The sequence below is a fragment of the Sorangium sp. So ce426 genome, assembly GCF_051475585.1.
Taxonomy (GTDB): domain Bacteria; phylum Myxococcota_A; class Polyangia; order Polyangiales; family Polyangiaceae; genus Sorangium; species Sorangium cellulosum_B.
This window is the reverse complement of record NZ_CP150341.1, coordinates 13,190,998-13,209,476: the sequence shown is the minus strand read 5'-3', so window position 1 is coordinate 13,209,476 and position 18,479 is coordinate 13,190,998. Positions and strand designations below refer to the sequence as shown.

Genomic DNA, 18,479 nt, shown 5'->3' with positions numbered 1-18,479 from the left:
CGCTGCTCTGAAGTCCGCTCCACGAAAATAGGTTTCGGGGGCGACCGAAAGAACCGTCGCCCCCAACTTATCCACAGGTCTCACAGCGAGGACTCGCCTCTAACTCCTGGAGATCTCTATGTTATTCTGAATGTAATCGAAGGGCGTGTCGACTTTTCAACAGTCCGCCCACGGCCGCTTCGTCCTCGGGGAATCGTCCACATGCGCCCGCCAACTGCGGGTGAACAGTACAGCCCTCCTGTACCTGGGCCCGGCCCGGCTGCAGCCGAGCACGCCGATCGAGGTGGGGGTACAGCCGTCGCGTCGAGGTCCATCGCATTGAAAGACAGATCGGCACAGCCGTCCCCCATACCGCCTCACAGAGCTCGGTAACCCGCAGCGCCCCTTTCGAGGCCACCCTTTGGAGGACCCGGTGCGGCACGGAACCGCCCCGAGGACGAATCGGAGGTAGCACCGGGTGAGTCCGGGCGTCTATCCCCAACTGCGAAACTTGGCTCAAGTATCCGATACCATTGTTATAAATTCAGTCCCTGACACACTGCGAAGTCGGCTTCGCGTCGACCGAGCTCTGGCTGCCGGACACGAGGCGCCAAAACTCCCGACGCGGGGCGGTGATTTTTACGACGCGCTCACGATTGCAGAGCAAAACCCGCTCATCTCGTCGTCAAGAGCCTCGACGTGGCGGGTTTTCCAGCTTTTTGAGGAAGACGGAGTTCGTCCAGCACAGAGCGACCGAGGTTCGCCGGTTTTCAGGAGCCGAGAATTTGCCCCCGGGGTCCAGGTGTGCGGTATGGCGAGGCGATGTCGTCAGGGATCCGGTTGACAAGGGGGGCACTCCTGGCGCAGCGGCCGGAGGGGGCGTCGCGCCGGGCGGCGGCCGCCTGGCGGGCCGGGGCCCTCTCGGCGGCAGGCGCGCTCCTGATGGCGTCGGCCGCGGGGCCGGCGGCGGCGGCCGACGAGCTGCCGCCCCAGCTCGCCTACGCCTACGGAGAGAATGAGACGCCCCGCGCAGCGGCCTTCGGGGGCGCGCTGCGCGCCCTCGGGAACGGGACGTCGGCCGTCTTCCTCAACCCGTCCGCCATGGTGGAGACCCGCGTCTACCACCTCCAGGCGCTCTTCCAGGGGAGCCCCGAGGCCGGCCGGCACGCTTACGGCGGCGTCGTCGTCGACTCGGTCACCGGCAAGCTCGCCGGGGCGCTCTCCTTCGTGGGTGGCTTCGTCGACATGGACGACGGCGGCATCAAGCGCTCCTACCTCGACGTGCGGGCAGGCCTCGCCTACCCCCTCACCGAGCGCGTCTTCGTCGGGCTCACCGGCCGTTACGCCAAGATCACGCAGGACGGGACCCTGCTCGAGGGCGGCCTCGGCGACAGCTCCGTCTCGGGCGGGCTGCGCGCGTGGGATAACGGGAAGCTCGTCGGCCGGCACTCCTTCGTCGACGAGTTCACGTTCGACGCCGCGCTCACCGTCAAGGCGACCGACAGCCTGTACATCGCGGCCGTCGGACAGAACCTCACCTATCCGGACAACGGGCTGCTCCCCACGACGGTCGGCGGCGGCATCGGGCTCGGCACGGCCGACTTCTCGATCGAGGTCGACGGGCTCGCCGACCTCAACTCTTACCGCGACACCACCTTCCGCCTCATGGCCGGCGGCGAGTACCTCGTCGCCGATCACTTCCCGCTCCGCGCCGGCTACCGCTTCGACCAGGGCGCCGACCAGCACGCGCTGTCGTTCGGGCTCGCCTATGTGGGGACCCAGTTCGCGGTCGAGGGCACCGTGCGGCGGGCCCTCGCCGGCGGAGGACCCACCACGTTCGTGGTCGGGCTCGCGTACCACCTAGAGTCGAGCGGGCTGACCCGCGGCTCGTCCGACACCTTCTAGAGCGACGGCCACCCGCTTCGGATACGGGCCCACCTCGACGTTTTCGGTGCTCAGCGCACCGGAGTGCGCTTGCGCGCCGAAAACGCCGATCTGGGCCCGTCTCCTGTGCGGGTGACCGTCGCTCTGCGACGCGTCCGGAGCGATCTTCGACGGCCGATCGTCGCGCCCGCGCCGGCCTCGGGGCCCGGCTCCCCCTTCTCGCCGCGGCGCGGCTGCTCTAGGTCGGCGCTGCGTGCTGTGCCTGACCCTACCGACCGACCCGCGCTGGGCTGACGTGGCGCTCGCCGATCTGCCGGCGCTGCTGACCGATCACGCGCACTGCGAGATGAAGGCGGCGTCGAACGCCCTGTCCCTCGCCGCGCGCTGGCCGTCGCTCCCGCGCCTCGCGCGGGCGCTCGTCGACCTCGCCGAGGAGGAGCTCCGGCACTTCCGCGCGCTGCTCGACGTGATCGAGCAGCGCGGCCTCGCGCTCGGCAAGCCAGAGACCGACGTCTACGCGAGCGAGCTGCGCAAGGCGGCATCGAGCACCTGCGCGCGCAACGCGAAGGCCGCGCTCATCGATCGGCTGCTCGTCGGCGCGATCATCGAGGCCCGCTCCTGCGAGCGCTTCAGGCTGCTCGCCGACGGGCTCGCGGCGCGCGAGCACGAGCTCGCGCCGCTCTACGAGGAGCTGTTCGCGTCGGAGGCCCGGCACTACCGGACCCTCGTCGACCTCGCCGTCGAGGTCGCCGGCGACGAGGACGCCACCCGAGGCCGGCTGGCCGAGCTCGCGCGCGCCGAGGGCGAGATCGCCGGGCGGCTCGGGACGGCACCCGCGGTGCACGGGTGATGCACGGGCAAATGGCGTCATGAGCATGGAGATCGATCTGATCCGCCTCGACCGGGACGTCGCCCGCGCGGAGCGCGCGTGGCGCGCGGCGCACGGCGACCTCGCCCGGCGCGGTCCGGCCCCCCCCGCCTCAGACGAGGACGGCCCGAGCGCGGCCGAGGCGAGGGCCAGGCTCGAGAACCCGCTCGATCCCTTCCGGCGCGTCAGCTCGCGGTCGACCTACCTCGAGCTCACCGGCAAGACCCCGGGCCTCGGCGCGGAGCTCGGGCTCGCGAGCCCGACGTCGCCCGCCGCGCCGGACCCGACCGGCCTCGCGGCCCCCCTCGCCGACTGGGTCTACGCGCTCACGCTGGAGCGCGTCCTCTGGGCCGACCGCGTCCGGCTCGCCACGGCCTGGCACGCGCCGCTCGTCACGATCGACCTGCCCGAGCCGGCGCGGATGTCGCCCCACGAGGCGCGGCTCAGGCTGCTCGCCGACCCGACGAGCGCCGGACGGCAGATCTTCGCCGAGGCGCTCGCCCGGGGCTCCGGCGCGGTCGCCGACGCCGCCCGCGTCCTCGTCGAGCGGAGGCACGAGGCGGCGCGGCGGCTCGCGGAGGAGGGCCTCCGCGCGATCGAGATCCCCTGCGACCCTCCCGGCGCGGCGATCGGCGCCGCGGAGGCGGTGCTGCGCCGGACCGAGTCGGTGATCGCGCTCGAGCCGACCTGGCACGCCGCGCTCGGGCGCGCCGTCGGCCGCGACGCGGCGTCGGGGTGGCCGGCGCGGCTCGGCCCGCGGTGGATCGAGGAGCTGTTCCGCGCGACGAAGCTGACCGAGGGCGTCGCGATCGATCTCGGACCGCTGCCGCGGCCGCTCGGCGCGGCGTCGTTCGCGCGCGCGCTCGCCCGCTTCGGCGCGGCGCTCGCGCGTGGTGGTGGAGCGCGCGGGCCGTTCGCGCTCTCCCGCGCGCCGTTCGATCTCCGGCAGGCGCGCCGTGCCGCGCTCTTCGGCGGCCTCGTCGCCGATCCCGTCTTCTGCGCCCGCGCGCTCGGGCTCGGCCGTGGCCGCGCGCTCGATCAGGCGCGCGCCACCGCGCGCAGCCTCCTCCTGTCGCTGCGCCTCGAGGCCGCGACCGTGGCGCTCGTGTTCGGCGCCGGCCAGGACGGAGGCGGGCACGTGCTGCTCCGGGCCTCGCGCGATCGGAGCGACCGCTTCGAGGAGACCACTGCGCGCGCGCTCGGCGCGCCGATCCCGGGCGCGCTCGCCGGGGTCGTCCCGGCGCTCGATCCCGGCGCGGCGGTCCGGCTCGCCGGGGCGCTCCTCGCCGCGCGCGATCGGCGCGGCCTGATCGAGCGCTTCGACGAGGACTGGTTCCGCAATCCGCGCGCGGCCGAGGCCATCCGTGACGAGGACGGCGCACGCGCGCCGGCGCCGCGCGCCAGCGAGGGCGATCTCGAGGCGGGCCTCGACGAGATGATGCGCTCGCTCGCGGGCCTGTAGCGCGGGCGCGTCGTGAGGAGACGTGATGTTAAGGAGGGGCTCGTCCGCTCTGCGAGAACCCTTCCAGCTTTGACTGACACGTGCTAGTGCCGGCTCGCGAAATCGCCCCCCTGAGGGGCGTGGGGCAGCGAGCGGCTCGCGCTGCGCCGCCCTCGTCGCCGAACAAGCACCCGTGAACCCGAACGCAATGCACCCACTCCTCGCGTCCGGCGCCAGCCCCATCGCCGTCGACTTCGATCTGACGTTCCTGGCGCAGGTCGTCCTGTTCTCGACGTTCGTCGTCGTGCTCAAGCCGCTCCTGTTCGATCCGCTGCTCCGCGTCTTCGAGGAGCGCGAGCGGCGCACCGACGGCGCCAAGCGGGAAGCGCGCGAGATGGACGAGCGCGCCGGCGAGCTGCTCACCCGCTACGAGGCCGAGATCGAGAAGGTCCGGCGCGAGGCCGGGATCGAGCGAGAGCGCCTCCGCGCCGAGACGGCGAAGATCGAGGCGCAGATCATGGCCGAGGCCCGGGCCGAGACGGCGCGCATCCTCGAGGACAGCAAGGCGAAGATCGCGGCCGAGGTCGCCCGCATGCGCGGCGAGCTCTCCGCCGCCCAGCCCGCGCTCGCCGCGGAGATCGCCGCCAGCATGCTCGGCCGCGAGGTGCGCCAGTGAAGAAGCCGCTCCGCCGCTCCTCGCTCGCGCTCGGCCTGGCCGCGGCGCTCGCCGCCGGTACGGCGCTCGCTCAGACGCAGCCGCCGGGCTCCGACCCGGCGCTGCCCCCCGGGCACCCGCCCATCCCGGCGCCTGCCCAGGCGCAGCCGGGCTCGCCGCAGATGCCGCAGCGCCCGCGCGACGCGCAGCCCGGCCGGCCGCTCGGGCCGGGCGGCCGCCAGCTCCCGCCGGGGCACGGGCTCCGGCCGCCGGGCATGCAGCCCGGCCGCGCGCGCCCCGCGCCGCCGCCCGCGCAGCCCGAGCACGCCTCCCACGGGGACGGGCACTGCCCCGGGCACGGCCCGACGGATCCGCCGCCGCACGTCAACTGGTGGCACGGCCTCATCGGCGTGAACAACGAGGCGGCCGCGAAGGGCGGGATCAACGCGCTGCTCTGGCGCTACCACAACGACCAGAACCCCTGCGATCCGAAGAACGAGCCGCCGCCGTTCCTCGCGTCGGTCCTGAACTTCGGGCTGCTCGCGCTCATCGTCGTCCGCTTCGGGAGGAAGCCCATCGCGGAGGCGCTCAAGAAGCGCAAGCAGACGATCACGCAGGAGCTCGACAACGCGTCGCGCCTCAAGCAGGAGGCCGAGCAGCGGCTCGATGAGTACGAGGACAAGCTCACGCGGCTCGAGGAGACGCTCGCCGAGCTCAAGGCCGAGCACGCGGCGCAGGCGGAGGTCGAGAAGGCCCACGTGCTCGCCGAGGCGGAGCAGCGGCGCGTCCGGATGCGGCGCGACGCCGAGTTCCGCGCCGAGCAGGAGCTCAAGGCCGCGCGCGCCATGCTCCTCCAGGAGGCGGTGCAGAACGCCGTCGCCGCGGCCGAGGAGCTGCTCCGGCAGCGCATCGGCCAGCAGGACCTCGACCGGGTCAACGAAGAGTACCTGAAGGCCATCCCCGCGGCCGTCTCCGCCGGCGCGCGCCGCGGAGCCCAGACCACCGGAGCAGCGACATGAGCTACGAGTCCGTCGCCCGACGCTACGGGCGCGCGATCTTCGAGATCGGCAAGGAGACCGGGACCCTCGCGGCCCTCGCCAGGGAGATCGGGGACGCCAGCGCGATGTACTCGGCGAGCGAGGAGCTCCGCCTCGTCCTCGACAACCCGCTCATCCCGGAGGCCTCGCGCGAGGAGCTGCTCCGCGAGCTCGGCGGCCGCGCCGCCTTCTCGGACGTGACGAAGAACACCCTCCTCCTGCTGGCGCGGCGCCGGCGGCTCGCGGCGCTGCCCGAGATCGCGCGGCAGCTCGCGCTCCTCGTCGATCAGGACCAGAACGTCGCCCGGGCCGTTGTGACGAGCGCGGGCCCGCTGAGCGACGGCTACCTCGACCGGCTCCGGGCCGAGCTCGAGAAGGCGACCGGCAGGAAGATCTCGGTCACCCACAGGCAGGACCCCTCGCTCATCGCGGGCGTGGTGACCCAGATCGACGATCAGGTGATCGACGGCAGCCTCCGGACCCGGCTGTCGAGCTTCCGTGACAACCTGCTCAGGACCTGAGGGGACGCGAGCAAGCCCCCCTGTTTCATGATGGGTCGTGGCCCGGCGCTCGGCGCCCCCTCGACCTTGACGACGTTGACTCCGCAGCCCAAGCGTCTCCCGACAGAGGACTCCGCATGCAGCTCCGCGCCGAAGAGATCTCCCAGATCATCAAGAAGCAAATCCAGAATATCGACAAGGCCGCTCAGGTCACCGAGACGGGCACCGTGCTCACGGTGGGCGACGGCATCGCCCGCGTGCACGGCCTGAGCCGCGCGATGGCCGGCGAGCTCGTCGAGTTCACCGGCTCGGAGGGCGGCAGCCTGATGGGGCTCGTGCTGAACCTCGAGCAGGACAACGTGGGCGCCGCCATCTTCGGCGACACGAGCTCCATCAAGGAGGGCGACGCCGTCAAGCGGACCGGGCGCATCATGGAGGTGCCCGTCGGCGAGGCGACCCTCGGGCGCGTCGTGAACGCGCTCGGCATGCCGATCGACGGCAAGGGGCCGCTCGAGACGAAGGAGCGCCGCCGCGTCGAGGTGAAGGCGCCCGGCATCATCCAGCGCCAGCCGGTCACCGAGCCGATGCAGACCGGCATCAAGGCGATCGACGCGATGATCCCGGTCGGCCGCGGCCAGCGCGAGCTCATCATCGGCGACCGGCAGACGGGCAAGACCGCCGTCGCCGTCGACGCGATCATCAACCAGAAGGGCAAGGGCGTCATCTGCGTCTACGTCGCGATCGGCCAGAAGCTGTCGACGGTGCGCCAGGTCGTGGACAAGCTCGATGCGCACGGCGCGCTGGAGTACACGATCATCGTCGCCGCGACGGCGAGCGAGACCGCGCCGCTCCAGTTCATCGCGCCGTACACCGGCGTGACGATCGGCGAGTACTTCCGTGACAGCGGGCGCCACGCGCTGTGCATCTACGACGATCTGTCGAAGCAGGCGGTCGCGTACCGCCAGCTCTCGCTCCTGCTCCGCCGCCCGCCGGGCCGCGAGGCGTACCCGGGCGACGTCTTCTACCTCCACTCCCGGCTCCTCGAGCGCGCCGCGAAGATGGCCGACGTCTTCTACGTCGTGTCGAAGGGGACGAAGATCGAGGGCGGCGACGCCTCGTACCGCGGCGTCGACGGCAAGGCGCACGTCGGGGCGCACGGGATGCACTCGGCGAAGGACTCGCTCTGGAAGACGATCGACGGGGCCCTCTTCGAGAAGCTCGAGCAGGCGCGCAAGGACGAGAAGAAGGACGAGATCAAGAAGCTCGAGCAGCAGCTCTCGGACAAGGCGAAGGCGAGCGACTACGAGATCGTCCGCGATCCGAAGTCGGGCGGCTCGCTCACGGCGCTGCCGGTCATCGAGACGCAGGCGGGCGACGTGTCGGCGTACATCCCGACGAACGTCATCAGCATCACGGACGGGCAGATCTTCCTCGAGGCCGACCTCTTCTACTCCGGCGTCCGCCCGGCCATCAACGTCGGCATCTCGGTCAGCCGGGTCGGCGGCAACGCGCAGATCAAGGCGATGAAGTCGATCGCCGGCACGCTCCGCCTCGACCTCGCGCAGTACCGCGCCATGGCGGCGTTCTCCCAGTTCGCCTCGGACCTGGACGCGAAGACCCGCGCGCAGCTCGAGCGCGGCGCGCGCCTCACCGAGATCCTGAAGCAGGGCCAGTACGTGCCGCTGGCGGTCGAGAAGCAGATCCTCATCATCTACGCCGGCACGCAGGGCCTGCTCGACAGCCTGCCGGTGAGCTCGCTCTCGCGCTTCGAGGAAGAGCTCTACAAGTTCGTCGAGGCGAAGCACCCGCAGATCTTCACGGACATCCGCGAGAAGAAGGTCCTCGACGACGATCTCAAGTCCCGGATGACCAAGGCGATCGACACCTTCAAGAAGCGGTTCGCGGTGGAAGCGGGCGGCGCCTCGACCGCGGCCGACGAGGACGGCGCGGGCGACGAGGAGGAGGAGGCGCCGGCGCCGAAGGCCAAGTCGAAGAGCGGGAAGAGCGCCTCGAAGGCAAAGGAAAAGTAGGCAGCCGTGCCCAGCCTCAAGTCCATTCGCAAGCGGATCTCCAGCGTCAAGTCGACGCAGAAGATCACCCGCGCCATGAAGATGGTCGCGGGCGCCAAGCTCAACAAGGCGCAGCTGCGCATCACCGAGCTGCGGCCCTACGCCGTGAAGGTGCAGGAGGTGCTCTCGGCGATCACGCGCGACGCGGCTCCCGCGGCCGAGGCGCTCGCGGCGGAGGGGATCGGGGCGGAGGGCGAGGCGGGCGCGCCCGCCGGCGGCGAGGGGGCGCTGCACCCGCTGCTCGTGACCCGCCCGGAGCGGCGCGTGCTGCTCGTGGTGCTCACGAGCGACCGCGGGCTTTGTGGCGCCTTCAACACCAACATCAACAAGCGCGCCGAGCGCGAGTGGAAGAGCCGGACGGAGGCGGGCCAGGAGGTCCAGCTCGCGATCATCGGCCGCAAGGGTCGGGACTACTTCAACCGCCGCGGCGCGCCGATCCTCGAGTACCTGGCCGGGGTCTGGGACAAGCTCAACCTCGAGACGGCCCAGGCCGTCGGCGCGAAGCTCCTCGCCCCGTTCAACAAGGGCGAGATCGACGCGATCTACCTCGTTTACAACGAGTTCAAGAGCGCCATCACGCAGACGGTCGTCGTCGAGCGGCTCCTGCCGCCCGCCGGCGGTCCGGCGAACGAGCAGGAGCAGGGGGAAGAGGGCGGCCACGGCGCGCCCTCCGCGGCGGCGGAGTTCCTCTACGAGCCGGACAAGGGCGCGCTCCTGGAGCGGCTCGTGCCGATGTACGTGGACATCTCGATCCTGCGCGCGCTCTACGAGTCGATGGCGAGCGAGCTCGGCGCGAAGCTCACGGCGATGGACGCCGCGAACAAGAACGCCAAGGAAGTGATCGACAACCTGACGCTCGAGTACAACAAGGCGCGTCAGGCGGCGATCACCAAGGAGCTCATGGAGATCATCGGCGGCAGCGAGGCGCTCAAGGAGTAGCGAGCCGCGCCGCGCGCCGGGATCTTCGATCGCCGCCTCGGGCCGGCCGCGCGTGCGGCCGGCTCGCGTCTCGGGGCTTCGCCCCGCCTCGCTTTCACTCGCTTCACCTGCAGCGCCCGCACCCGGCTGCCCCGACGCTGGCCGAACATCCGCGCAGCCAGCACTGGCGAAGCCGACCGGGCTGCCCCATGGTTGCGTTCCCGTGCTCCAGCCCATCAACCCCGATCACCCGGAACCCCGCAAGATCGCGCGAGCGATCGATCTCATTCAGAAGGGGGAGGTCATCGGCTACCCGACCGATACCGTGTACGGGTTCGGGTGCGACCTGATGAACAAGGCGGCTATCGAGCGGGTGTATCAGATCAAGGGGATGCGCCAGAACAAGAACCTGGCGTTCATCTGCCCGGATCTGAGCGACATCGCGCGCTACGCGATCGTCGAGAACCAGACGTACCGCATCCTCAAGCGCTACCTGCCCGGGCCGTACACCTTCATCCTCCCAGCGACGCGCGAGGTGCCGAAGTACGTGCACCTCAAGCAGAAGACGGTCGGCATCCGCGTGCCGAACCACCCGGTCGCGCTCGCGCTGGTCCGCGCGCTCGGGCGGCCGCTCATCAGCACGACAGCGGCGCCGCCAGGGGAGGATCCGATCATCGATCCGGGGGAGATCGACGACCGGTTCCCGGGGCTCGCCCTCGTCCTCGACGCGGGGACCGGCGGGTCGGTGCCGACGACCGTGATCGACCTGAGCCAGGGCGAGGTGCAGATCGTCCGCGAGGGCGCGGGGCCGACGGACGATCTGGTCTGAGCGAGGGCGAGAGGAAAAGCGGGGCGTCCGAGCCCCTCTCCTCGGGCCTCCCCCTCTACCCTCGCGAGCTCGGCCAACGGCCCTCGCTGCGCTGCGCAACGAGCAGCATCCTCGGGCCGACGCTCCCTCCTCGCAATGCGGGGCGAGCCGGTTGCAACGCTTGATGCAAGCGTTGAAATGGGCCACTCGGGCGACGAGTGAGCCATCTCAAGCGCTGAAGTGTGCCACTCGGCGACTTAAAAGGCCATCTCAAGCGTTGAAGTGTGCCACTCGGCGGCCTGGGAGGCCTTCTCAAGCGTTGAAATGGGCCACTCGGTGACCGAGGAGGCTTTCTCAAGGTTTGAAACCGGCGTCCGCGCCTCCCAGCACCGCCTTTCAAGGGATGGACGGCTCGACAGCACGCGATCCGAGCGGAGTCGCTGGGCGTGGCTGCGCGCAAGCGCCCCCATGGAGGCGCCGCGCCACGCCGTGTTCCTCTCGCGCGCGAGCCGCGCTGCCTGGGTCCGCGTCCGGCGCACGGGGGCCGAACAAGTGCTCCGGTGCTGGGTCTGCTAAGGTCGTGCCGTGTCGCGCCGGGCCGTCTGGGAGACCATCTACAAGCGATTCGACCCTTTCCGTCCGGCGGACAACCGGGCGTGGCGAGCCGAGCGGGTGCGGAGCCCTGCCAGCCGAATCGTCCAGCGTGTGGCCATGCCGTTCGGGGACACGCGGGCGCTCGTCACGGGCACGACGGGCACCGGGAAGTCGACCGAGCTCCTCCGCATCGCAGAGGCGCGCAGCGGCCAGGACTTCGTCATCGTGCTCGACCTGCACCGCCATTTCGCCGAGGTCGTCGGCGACGAGCAGGCCCTGCGCAACGTGGGCGCCTGGGAGGTGGTGTTCCTCGCAGGCCTCGCCCTCGTCCGCGCGGCCAGCGAGCTCCTCCCCTACCCCATCCCCCCGCCCCATGTCGCCGATCTCTCGGCCGCGTGGGAGAAGGTTGCGCGCGCCACCGAGACGCCCGGTGCGCAGGCCGCCGCCGTGGACGCGGGCGCGCTCGCAAAGGCGATGGTGGTGCTCGCGTCGGCAGGACTGCCGCTGCTCGGCGCGCCCGCCGCGGCGGCCGGCGCGATCGGGCTCAAGGTGCTCGAAGCCGCGTCCGGCGCGCTCAAGTGGAACCTGCCCATCGGCCAGGCCGCACGGCGACGGCGCGATCAGGACGCGGAGATGCAGACGCTGCTCCAGGCCGTCAACGTGCTCATCGGACACGTGCAATCGAAGGCGATGCGGATCCTGCTGCTCATCGACGGGCTGGACCGGATCGTCGAGCTCGAACGGGCGGAGGCGCTGTTCATCGAGTCGGAGATGATCGCGCAGCTCGAGTGCCGCGTGGTCGTGAGCGGCCCGTTCGCGCTGCGATCGAGCCCCGTGGCGAGCGCGATCCCGCGCTTCAACCTGATCCTGCCGCTCGTCAACGAGCCGGTCATGGATCACCGCGATCCGACGCAGCGCGGGCCCGGGCTCGATTTCTTCTGCGAGCTCTACGCGCGGCGCACCGCCGATCTGGGCGCGCCGGATCTCGTCGCGCGGGCGGAGCTAGAGCGGCTCGCTTACTACTCCGGCGGCAGGGCGCGCGATTTCGTGAAGTTGATCCGAGCGCTCGCCGAGCAGGCCTGGCTCGAGGACGCGCCGCACGCGACGCCGGCGCTCGTCGACGCGGTGCTCGACAGCATGCGCCGGCTGCTCGAGACCGGCCTCGATGAAGGTCATATCGAGGTGCTCGAGGCGGTGATGGCGAACCCGCGGCATCGCATCCCCTCCGACGGGAGGGCGCGCGAGCTCCTCACGTACGGCCACCTCCTGCCCTATCCGAACGAGTCCGAATGGTATTACCCCCATCCGCTCCTGACGATGCACCTGCTCCGGCCGATCGCGCGCTCCACGAGCGGCTCCGCCTGATCCTGCGGCTCGGCGAGGCAGGCGTCCTCGTCCTCATCGACCAGGCGCGACCCGAGCGGCTCGGGTCCCTCGTGCGGGCGCTCGCCATGGGCGAGCCGGACCTTTTCGTGCACACCGACGCGACGCAGCTTGCCCGTGCGCCGAAGGGTGCCGTGGTCGTGCTCGTGCCGGACGCCGCGCAGGCGGGGTGGCTGAACGTGGAGCGGCCGATCCTGGCGGAGCGGGCGCTCCGGGTGATCCTGTTCAGCGACGCAGCGACCTCGGCGGCCCTGGCGAGGAAGGCGCCGGATTTCTTCCACTGGATCTCCCATCGGCTGGAGTGCCCGAGAGGGCCGTGGCCGCCGGTGGTCTGGGGGATCCGGGCGGCAGACGAGCGGGGCTGGGGGATGTTCTGGCAAGAAGGAGATCTCGATGAGGCGTTCACGGCGGCGCTGCCAGCGAGCACGCGGGTGCGCGTGTCCGCGACGGCGCCGTATCCGGCGCTGGTGGAGGCGATCCGGGCGGCAGACGGCGGCTGGATCGAAGCCTGCGAGGTCGACAGCTTCTTCGAGCTGCGCCGCCTGCGTTGGGCGCTCGTGGAAGCTGGGCGGAGAGAGCCGCTCGTGACCGAGCGGGTCGTGGCGCGCGGTCGAGCCGCGATGTCCGGTACCGGCAGCATGGGCCTGCTAGAGGTGGACTCGCGTCCAATGCCGCTCGCGCAGGCGATCAGGGAGCTCGAGGCCGCGGGAGCCGAGGGCGCTGGACGGCTCGCGGCGCTCCTCGATTTCGAGTGCGATGCGGTCACGACGGCGGTCAGGCTGCTCGAGGCAGGCCTCCCGCAGGCGCGGCTCGACGATGTTGCGCGCGCAGCGGGTGATCCGGTGCAGCGGCTATGGCCGCTCTGCAGCGCACATGGCATCTCGCCGGCGCGAGGAGTGGGGACGTCCCTGCTGCGCACCAACATCGCGCCTCGTCGGGATCTCCGTTTCTCCTGCGAGCAGCTCATCGCCGAGCGCCGCTGGATCGGTGCTGCGCGCGGCGCCATCGCGGACGGGGATCCGATCGTGGCCGTCCACTGGGCGCAGCGCGCGCTGGCAGAGGAGCGCGGCAACATGGATGCCGCTCGCACGCTGGGTGTGGCGCTGGCCGACGGAGGGCAGCTGGGCAGGGTCCGGGAAATCCTGCGCGAAGTTTTCGCCGAGAGCGAGCTGAAGGAGCACGCCGAGCTGGTCGATGAGCTGGTCGGTGTGATCCAGTCGATCGACCTCTCGGGAGCCCGTAAGCAGTTGGAAGAGGCGCTGACGCTCGTGGACGATCACGATGTCGAGCCCTCCCTCGAGGGCGCGAACGTGCTTCGCGAGCTGGCTCAACTTCAAATCGCCGCCGGCAATCTGACCGGCGCGCGCACCAAGCTGGAGGAGGCATCGTCGCTCCTGACGAGGACGCACGGGACCGAGGAACACCCGCGCGTCGCCGCCTCGCTGCGCGAACTCGCTCGCGTCCTCTTCGCGCAGGGTGAGGTGCCGCGCGCGCGCGAGCTCCTGGAGCAGGCGCTCCGTATCGAGACGAAGGTGCACGGAGACTGGCACCCGCGCGTCGCCGCCTCGCTGCGCGAGCTCGCCCGCGCCCTCTTCGCCCAGTCGGATTCGAGAGGGGCGCGCGAGCTCCTCGAGCGGGCGCTACAGATCCAGCTGCGGGTTTACGGGACGGGAGAGCATCCTGGTGTCGCCGATTCGCTCCACCACCTCGCCCGGGTCCTCTTCGCGCAAGGCGAGCTGCCGTACGCGCGGCAGCTCCTGGAGCAAGAGCTGAGCATCAGGACGAAGATCGAGGGGGCGAACGCTCCCGAGGATATCAGCGCCTCGCTCGAGTCGCTGTCCATGGTGCTCCTGTCCCAGGGCAACCTCGGGGGGGCACGCGAGGCGCTCGAGCGCGCGCTCCCGATGCTCGAGCGCGTTCACGGGACCGCCCGGCACCCCGAGGTGGCCGTCATGGAGGGGAACCTGGGAGCTGTGCTCCTGGCCCTGGGCGAAACGGAACGCGGTATCGCTTTGCGCCGTCGAGCGCACGAGACGCTGCGCAGTCAGCTGGGGCCCGATCATCCGTTGACCCGCGACATCGGGAGGAATCTTCCACGCTCGGCCAGCCAGACGGAGGCTGCGGAGCCTCATGCCATCGAGACCACAGAACGCATGCTGAAAGCACGCAACGCGCCGAGCTCGTGATGGCCCCTTCTACCCGCTGAGCTGCGCTCGGCGGTCCCCTCACGACGCTCGCCCGTTACGGTGCAACCCCGTCGCCCGGCGCCGGCGGGACCTCCAGCGCCGTGTACACGATCCCCTCGCGGTCGAGCCGCTCCCGCGCCGTCGCGAAGGCGAGCGGGCTCCGGTCGCCGCCGACGAAGCGGCGGCCGAGGCGCGCGGCCGCGACGAGGGTGGTGCCGCTCCCGCACATGAGATCGGCGACGGTCGCGCCGGGCGCGGAGGACGCGCGGACGATGCGCTCCAGCAGCCGCTCCGGCTTCTGCGTGGGGTAGCCGGTGGCCTCGCGGCGCAGCGGGGTGTTGGCGACCATCCCGGGAATGTCGCTCCACACGCTCCCGAGCCGGCGGCCCTCGTCGGCGTAGTACCTGTACGCCTTGCCGCCGAGGATCCGCTCGCGGTACAGGCGGCCGTCCTCGTCGCGGTGCTTGAAATGCATCGCGAGGCTGGTCTCGGCGTACGGCTCGCGGAGCGTCGGATCCGCGGCGTTGTAGACCACCTGGCCGCGCTCGCTCGCGGCGCGCGCGTAAAGGAGGATCGTCTGGTGCGTGACGGAGAAGCCGCGCGCGCCCCGGCCGCCGTTGCCGGGCGCCCAGATGATCTCGCCGAGGAAGGCGCCGCGGCCGAACAGGCGATCACACGCGACCTTCGCGTCGTGGACCGCGCGGTGATCGAGGTGCAGGTACAGCGTCGCGCCCTCGGTCATGCGATCGCGGATGGCCTCGAGGCGCGGCGCGAGCATCGCGACGAGCGCGTCGGCGCTCGCGCGATCGTCGTACGCGTCGGGCCCGCTCTCCGGCCTGCGCCGGCCGCGCGCCTGGCCGCGCGCCGCCCGCGCGGTCATCGTCGTCCCGACGCCGAAGGGAGGATCGAGGTAGACGAGATCGAACCGCACCTCCGCGGGGAGCGCCGCGCAGACGTCGGCCGCGTCGCCGTGCGCAAGGAGGTGGCTCACAGCGCGCTGTCGGGAGCCGCCACGCGAGAGCCCGCGGCGGCGCTTCCAGGCAGGAGGTCGTCGAGCAACGCCGCGGCGAGATCGCTGTCCGACGGCGCGATGAGCTCTGGTACCGCCGGCAGCCACGGCCACCGCGGGCCGCCGCCGAGGCAGCCGGAGAGGGTCTCGTCGGGCGTGCAAGCGACGCGGAGGTGGATGTGATCGTCGTGGGCCGTGCTGTCGCCCGGCTGGAGCAGCACGCTCTCGGCGTACCAGATGAGCTCCGGGTCCTCGCCGAGCGCGCGCGCGTACTCGATGAGCAGCGCCTCGAGCCAGCGGGCCAGGAAGAGCCACTGGACGTGCGCCTCGGGCGAGCGGATGAGCGACTTCACGAGCAGCCACTCCCGCTCGACGTCGAAGCGGACGTACTGAGGCGCGCCGGCGCGCGGCGACGCGGGCTCCTCGGCGCCGTCGCTGATCCGCCCGAGCCCGTCCGGCCCGATGGCGACGAAGCCCGGCGACCGCACAGGGCGGCCGTCCGGGGTCAGCGCGTAAAGCAAGAGGTCGGCGTCGCGCCCGGTGCGGTGGGACCGGTGCCCCCGCGTCGCGCCGCCGTAGCGCGCAGAGAGGTCGCCGACGACGAGCGGCGCGCCGCCCGGCCGCGCCAGCGCCACCTCCGCCGCGGCGCGCTGGACCGCGGCGACCAGCCCCGCCGTCCCCCACCGGATGCCGTTGCTGCGGAGCAGCCGGTAGCCCGGGCCCTGCTTCGGGAGCTCGACGGCGTCGGTGATGACGCCGTGGTGCGGGACGCCGATCGAGCCGCGGAGCGCGGGGGCGAGCGGCGTGGGCGAGGAGCCGACGCAGGCCGCGCAGCAGAGCGCGACGAGCCCGAGGAGGAAGGCGGCGAGGAGAGGACGGCTGGTCATCACGACGAAAGAGAGGAGGGCCGCGGCGCCAGGCGCCGGACGGACGAAGCTGACAGCCGCTCGTTAACCTCGCCGGCGGCGGAGGGGAAGTTCTCGGCTCACCAGGATGCCCGGAGCGCGGCGCGCGCCGCGATCGTGGGTCCAGCCGGCGACGCAGATGAGCTCGCCTGCGCGCGTGCGATCCCCATGAAAGTTCAGGTCGTTGATGATCCATGGAGGGGCCGTGTCGGGAGGCCCGTCGTGGACACGATCGGCCTGGTTCAAACGCACGCCGGGCCCGGGAACAAGATGGCTGTTTCGGTGATCGCTCGTCCTCCTGGCGGAGGTGAACTCGCAGGGTCCTGCGCCCCGAGTTGGTCCCTCGATGGTGGATATCGAGCATCGATGGATATCGGCACGACCCAGCGCGCGCGAACCGGCGTCGCGCCGCGCAGAGGCGGCCGAACTGCCACGCAGATCTGGCGCCGCAATACGCTCCCCCTGCCCTCGCGGAGCGATCAGCGCTAACACCCACGCCCCATGGATCCCGACCAGCGCGCCGCCCAGCGGAACACCAGCCAGGGGAGCACGGGCGCAGATCGACAGCCGCCGCCAGCGGACGAGCCCGAGGGCGTCGCCTGGAAGGGCGCGCTGGCCGTCGCCCTCGCCGTCGGTGGCCTCGTCGTGTGGCGCGCCTGCTCCGCCCCGGGAGGCGCCGCGAGCGACGCGCCCGCGCCGCCCAGCGCGAGCCCCGCGGCGTCCGCGCCGAGCGACGCCGACGATGCCGCCGCGGCGCAGCAGCCGGCGCCCCCGCGCTGCACGCCCGCGAGCCCGCCGCCGTTCGTCATCGGCGACGCGCCGCCCGCGCGCGGGGCCGAGCAAGGCGCGGGGGGCGGCGGCGCGGACGGCGTTGAAGACATCGCGCCGTTCGCCGTCGAGGTAGGCCGCGGGACGACGTTCTCCGGCGGGTTCGCCGTGGGCGCCCAGCGCGAAGCCGAGGGCGGGACCGTCGCGATGGTGGCCACGCTCTCGGCCGACGGCGCCCAGGGGAAGCTCGTCCGCCTCGCGCGATCGCGCGGAGACATGGATCCTCCGGTCGTCGCAGGCGCCGGGGGCGCGATCCTCGCCGCGATGCTCGAGCCGAACGCGGGCGGGCGCGCGATCAAGGTCGCCAGGGTCGAAGGGGACCACGTGACGTGGGGGGCCGAGCTCGCCGAGGGGCGGGACGAGTCGCTCGCGCTGGACATCGCCGCGTCCGGCGAGCGCGCGGTCATCGTCTGGGACGACGTGACCCGCGACGGCAAGCGATCGCGGATCATGCTCGCCTCCGCCGACGTGGGCACGCTGCGCTCCGTGACGTCGGCCCGCCCGGTCTCCCAGCCGAGCACCGACGCCGAGATGCCGCGCGTGCTCGGCCGGCCGGGCGGCTACTGGCTCGCGTACATCGCGCGCGCCGAGGAGCCGGCGCGAAAGGCCGCGGCCAAGATGGACGACGGCGACGAGGACACCGCCGCGGCAGGCGAGACGATCACCCACCAGTGGATCGAGGTGGTCCCCCTCGACGAGACGGGCGCGCTCACCGCGACGCCCCGCGCGGTCACCCCCAAGAACGGACACGTGCTGGCGTACGACCTGACGCTCGGCGACGACGACGGGCTCATCCTCGCCTTCCGGGACGACGACACCCCGAGCGGCTCGATCGGGGGGCGCATCAGCGCCGTGCTGGTGCGGCTCGGCGGCGCCAGCGAGCCGCGCGTGCTCGTCGGCGGCGATCGCGAGCAGGACGCCCCGCCCGAGGCCGCGCTGGGCCTGGGCGCCGGGGTGCCGGCGCTCGTTCCCGGCGCTCGAGGCCCGGCGAAGGCCGCGGGCGCAGCGGCATGGCTCGCGATCGCGAACGCGTCCGGCCCGACGCAGCTCGCGACGCTCACCGCGAGAGGCGAGCTCGACGGCGGGCTGCAAGCCGAGCCGGCCCTCGGGCGCGGCGAGCCGATCGCCGCCTCCGCGGATGCGCTGCTCGTGGCGCACCCGGCCGGAAAAGCGATGAAGCTCGCCTTGCTGCGCTGCGCGTCGACAGCACCGCTCAACAAGTAGGTCGCCCCTGTATCGGTAAGCGCGCGACGCCGGCGAGCAGGCGCATCGACTGTAGATTGAAGGCGCGTGGATGTGTAGCATCCGCGGCGGTGGCCCACGGGGACGATCCGCAACACGAAGCGTCGCGCCGGCCTGGTTTGCCGAGCCTGTCCGGATCGCCGGACGAAGGTGGCTGGGAAGCCAACGCCGAC

14 protein-coding genes are annotated in these 18,479 nt (G+C 72.0%); 12 read left to right on the top strand and 2 right to left on the bottom strand.

The window, feature by feature from the left end; translation table 11 throughout:
• Positions 1-819 precede the first annotated feature (819 nt).
• The 11 genes from WMF44_RS49730 (at position 820) to WMF44_RS49680 (ending at position 14,322) form a co-directional block, all read left to right on the top strand.
• On the top strand, positions 820-1,884 hold the full coding sequence (locus WMF44_RS49730) for a hypothetical protein (RefSeq protein ID WP_437297064.1): 1,065 nt from the start codon (positions 820-822) through the stop codon (positions 1,882-1,884).
• A 232-nt stretch (positions 1,885-2,116) separates the two neighbouring features.
• Complete coding sequence (locus tag WMF44_RS49725; RefSeq protein WP_437297063.1) at positions 2,117-2,713, top strand: tRNA-(ms[2]io[6]A)-hydroxylase; 597 nt, start codon at positions 2,117-2,119, stop codon at positions 2,711-2,713.
• A gap of 19 nt (positions 2,714-2,732) precedes the next feature.
• Positions 2,733-4,193 (top strand): hypothetical protein, encoded by a 1,461-nt coding sequence (locus WMF44_RS49720; RefSeq protein WP_437297062.1) that lies wholly within the window; start codon positions 2,733-2,735, stop codon positions 4,191-4,193.
• Positions 4,194-4,380: 187 nt separating this feature from the next.
• Positions 4,381-4,848, top strand: coding sequence for an ATP synthase F0 subunit B (locus WMF44_RS49715; protein WP_437297061.1), 468 nt, complete (start codon positions 4,381-4,383; stop codon positions 4,846-4,848).
• Positions 4,845-5,846, top strand: coding sequence for a F0F1 ATP synthase subunit B family protein (locus WMF44_RS49710; RefSeq protein WP_437297060.1), 1,002 nt, complete (start codon positions 4,845-4,847; stop codon positions 5,844-5,846). The genes WMF44_RS49715 and WMF44_RS49710 overlap by 4 nt, the downstream gene beginning before the upstream one ends.
• Positions 5,843-6,385 (top strand): ATP synthase F1 subunit delta, encoded by a 543-nt coding sequence (gene atpH / locus WMF44_RS49705; protein WP_012241970.1) that lies wholly within the window; start codon positions 5,843-5,845, stop codon positions 6,383-6,385. Before WMF44_RS49710 ends, atpH begins: the two co-directional genes overlap by 4 nt.
• 116 nt (positions 6,386-6,501) lie before the next feature.
• Entirely contained in the window at positions 6,502-8,394 is a 1,893-nt protein-coding gene (gene atpA / locus WMF44_RS49700; protein WP_437297059.1) for a F0F1 ATP synthase subunit alpha, read from the top strand.
• A gap of 6 nt (positions 8,395-8,400) precedes the next feature.
• Positions 8,401-9,372 carry an ATP synthase F1 subunit gamma gene (gene atpG, locus WMF44_RS49695; RefSeq protein ID WP_437297058.1) on the top strand — a complete coding sequence of 324 codons (972 nt, stop codon included), beginning with the start codon at positions 8,401-8,403 and terminating at the stop codon, positions 9,370-9,372.
• A 202-nt stretch (positions 9,373-9,574) separates the two neighbouring features.
• Positions 9,575-10,180 (top strand): L-threonylcarbamoyladenylate synthase, encoded by a 606-nt coding sequence (locus tag WMF44_RS49690; RefSeq protein ID WP_437297057.1) that lies wholly within the window; start codon positions 9,575-9,577, stop codon positions 10,178-10,180.
• A gap of 564 nt (positions 10,181-10,744) precedes the next feature.
• Entirely contained in the window at positions 10,745-12,118 is a 1,374-nt protein-coding gene (locus tag WMF44_RS49685) for a hypothetical protein (protein WP_437297056.1), read from the top strand.
• Entirely contained in the window at positions 12,043-14,322 is a 2,280-nt protein-coding gene (locus WMF44_RS49680; RefSeq protein WP_437297055.1) for a tetratricopeptide repeat protein, read from the top strand. The genes WMF44_RS49685 and WMF44_RS49680 overlap by 76 nt, the downstream gene beginning before the upstream one ends.
• Positions 14,323-14,377: 55 nt before the next feature.
• On the opposite strand, the gene WMF44_RS49675 is transcribed toward WMF44_RS49680, so the two are convergent.
• The gene (locus tag WMF44_RS49675) at positions 14,378-15,313 is read right to left on the bottom strand and encodes a DNA-methyltransferase (protein ID WP_437297054.1); all 936 of its coding nucleotides are present in this window, start codon (positions 15,311-15,313) and stop codon (positions 14,378-14,380) included.
• Positions 15,310-16,218: a penicillin-insensitive murein endopeptidase gene (locus WMF44_RS49670; protein ID WP_437297053.1), complete on the bottom strand. Its 909-nt coding sequence runs from the start codon at positions 16,216-16,218 to the stop codon at positions 15,310-15,312. Before WMF44_RS49670 ends, WMF44_RS49675 begins: the two co-directional genes overlap by 4 nt.
• 519 nt (positions 16,219-16,737) lie before the next feature.
• Here WMF44_RS49670 and WMF44_RS49665 point away from each other — a divergent pair.
• Positions 16,738-18,288, top strand: coding sequence for a hypothetical protein (locus tag WMF44_RS49665; protein ID WP_437297052.1), 1,551 nt, complete (start codon positions 16,738-16,740; stop codon positions 18,286-18,288).
• The last annotated feature ends 191 nt before the right edge of the window (positions 18,289-18,479 follow it).

Excerpts from the sequence above, each read along its gene's own strand:
- WMF44_RS49715 (WP_437297061.1), top strand. The coding sequence starts at position 4,381 with ATGCACCCACTCCTCGCGTCCGGCGCCAGCCCCATCGCCGTCGACTTC.
- atpH (WP_012241970.1), top strand. The coding sequence starts at position 5,843 with ATGAGCTACGAGTCCGTCGCCCGACGCTACGGGCGCGCGATCTTCGAG.
- WMF44_RS49665 (WP_437297052.1), top strand. The coding sequence starts at position 16,738 with ATGGATCCCGACCAGCGCGCCGCCCAGCGGAACACCAGCCAGGGGAGC.
- atpA (WP_437297059.1), top strand. The coding sequence starts at position 6,502 with ATGCAGCTCCGCGCCGAAGAGATCTCCCAGATCATCAAGAAGCAAATC.
- WMF44_RS49670 (WP_437297053.1), bottom strand. The coding sequence starts at position 16,218 with ATGACCAGCCGTCCTCTCCTCGCCGCCTTCCTCCTCGGGCTCGTCGCG.
- WMF44_RS49720 (WP_437297062.1), top strand. The coding sequence starts at position 2,733 with ATGAGCATGGAGATCGATCTGATCCGCCTCGACCGGGACGTCGCCCGC.
- WMF44_RS49680 (WP_437297055.1), top strand. The coding sequence starts at position 12,043 with ATGGTATTACCCCCATCCGCTCCTGACGATGCACCTGCTCCGGCCGAT.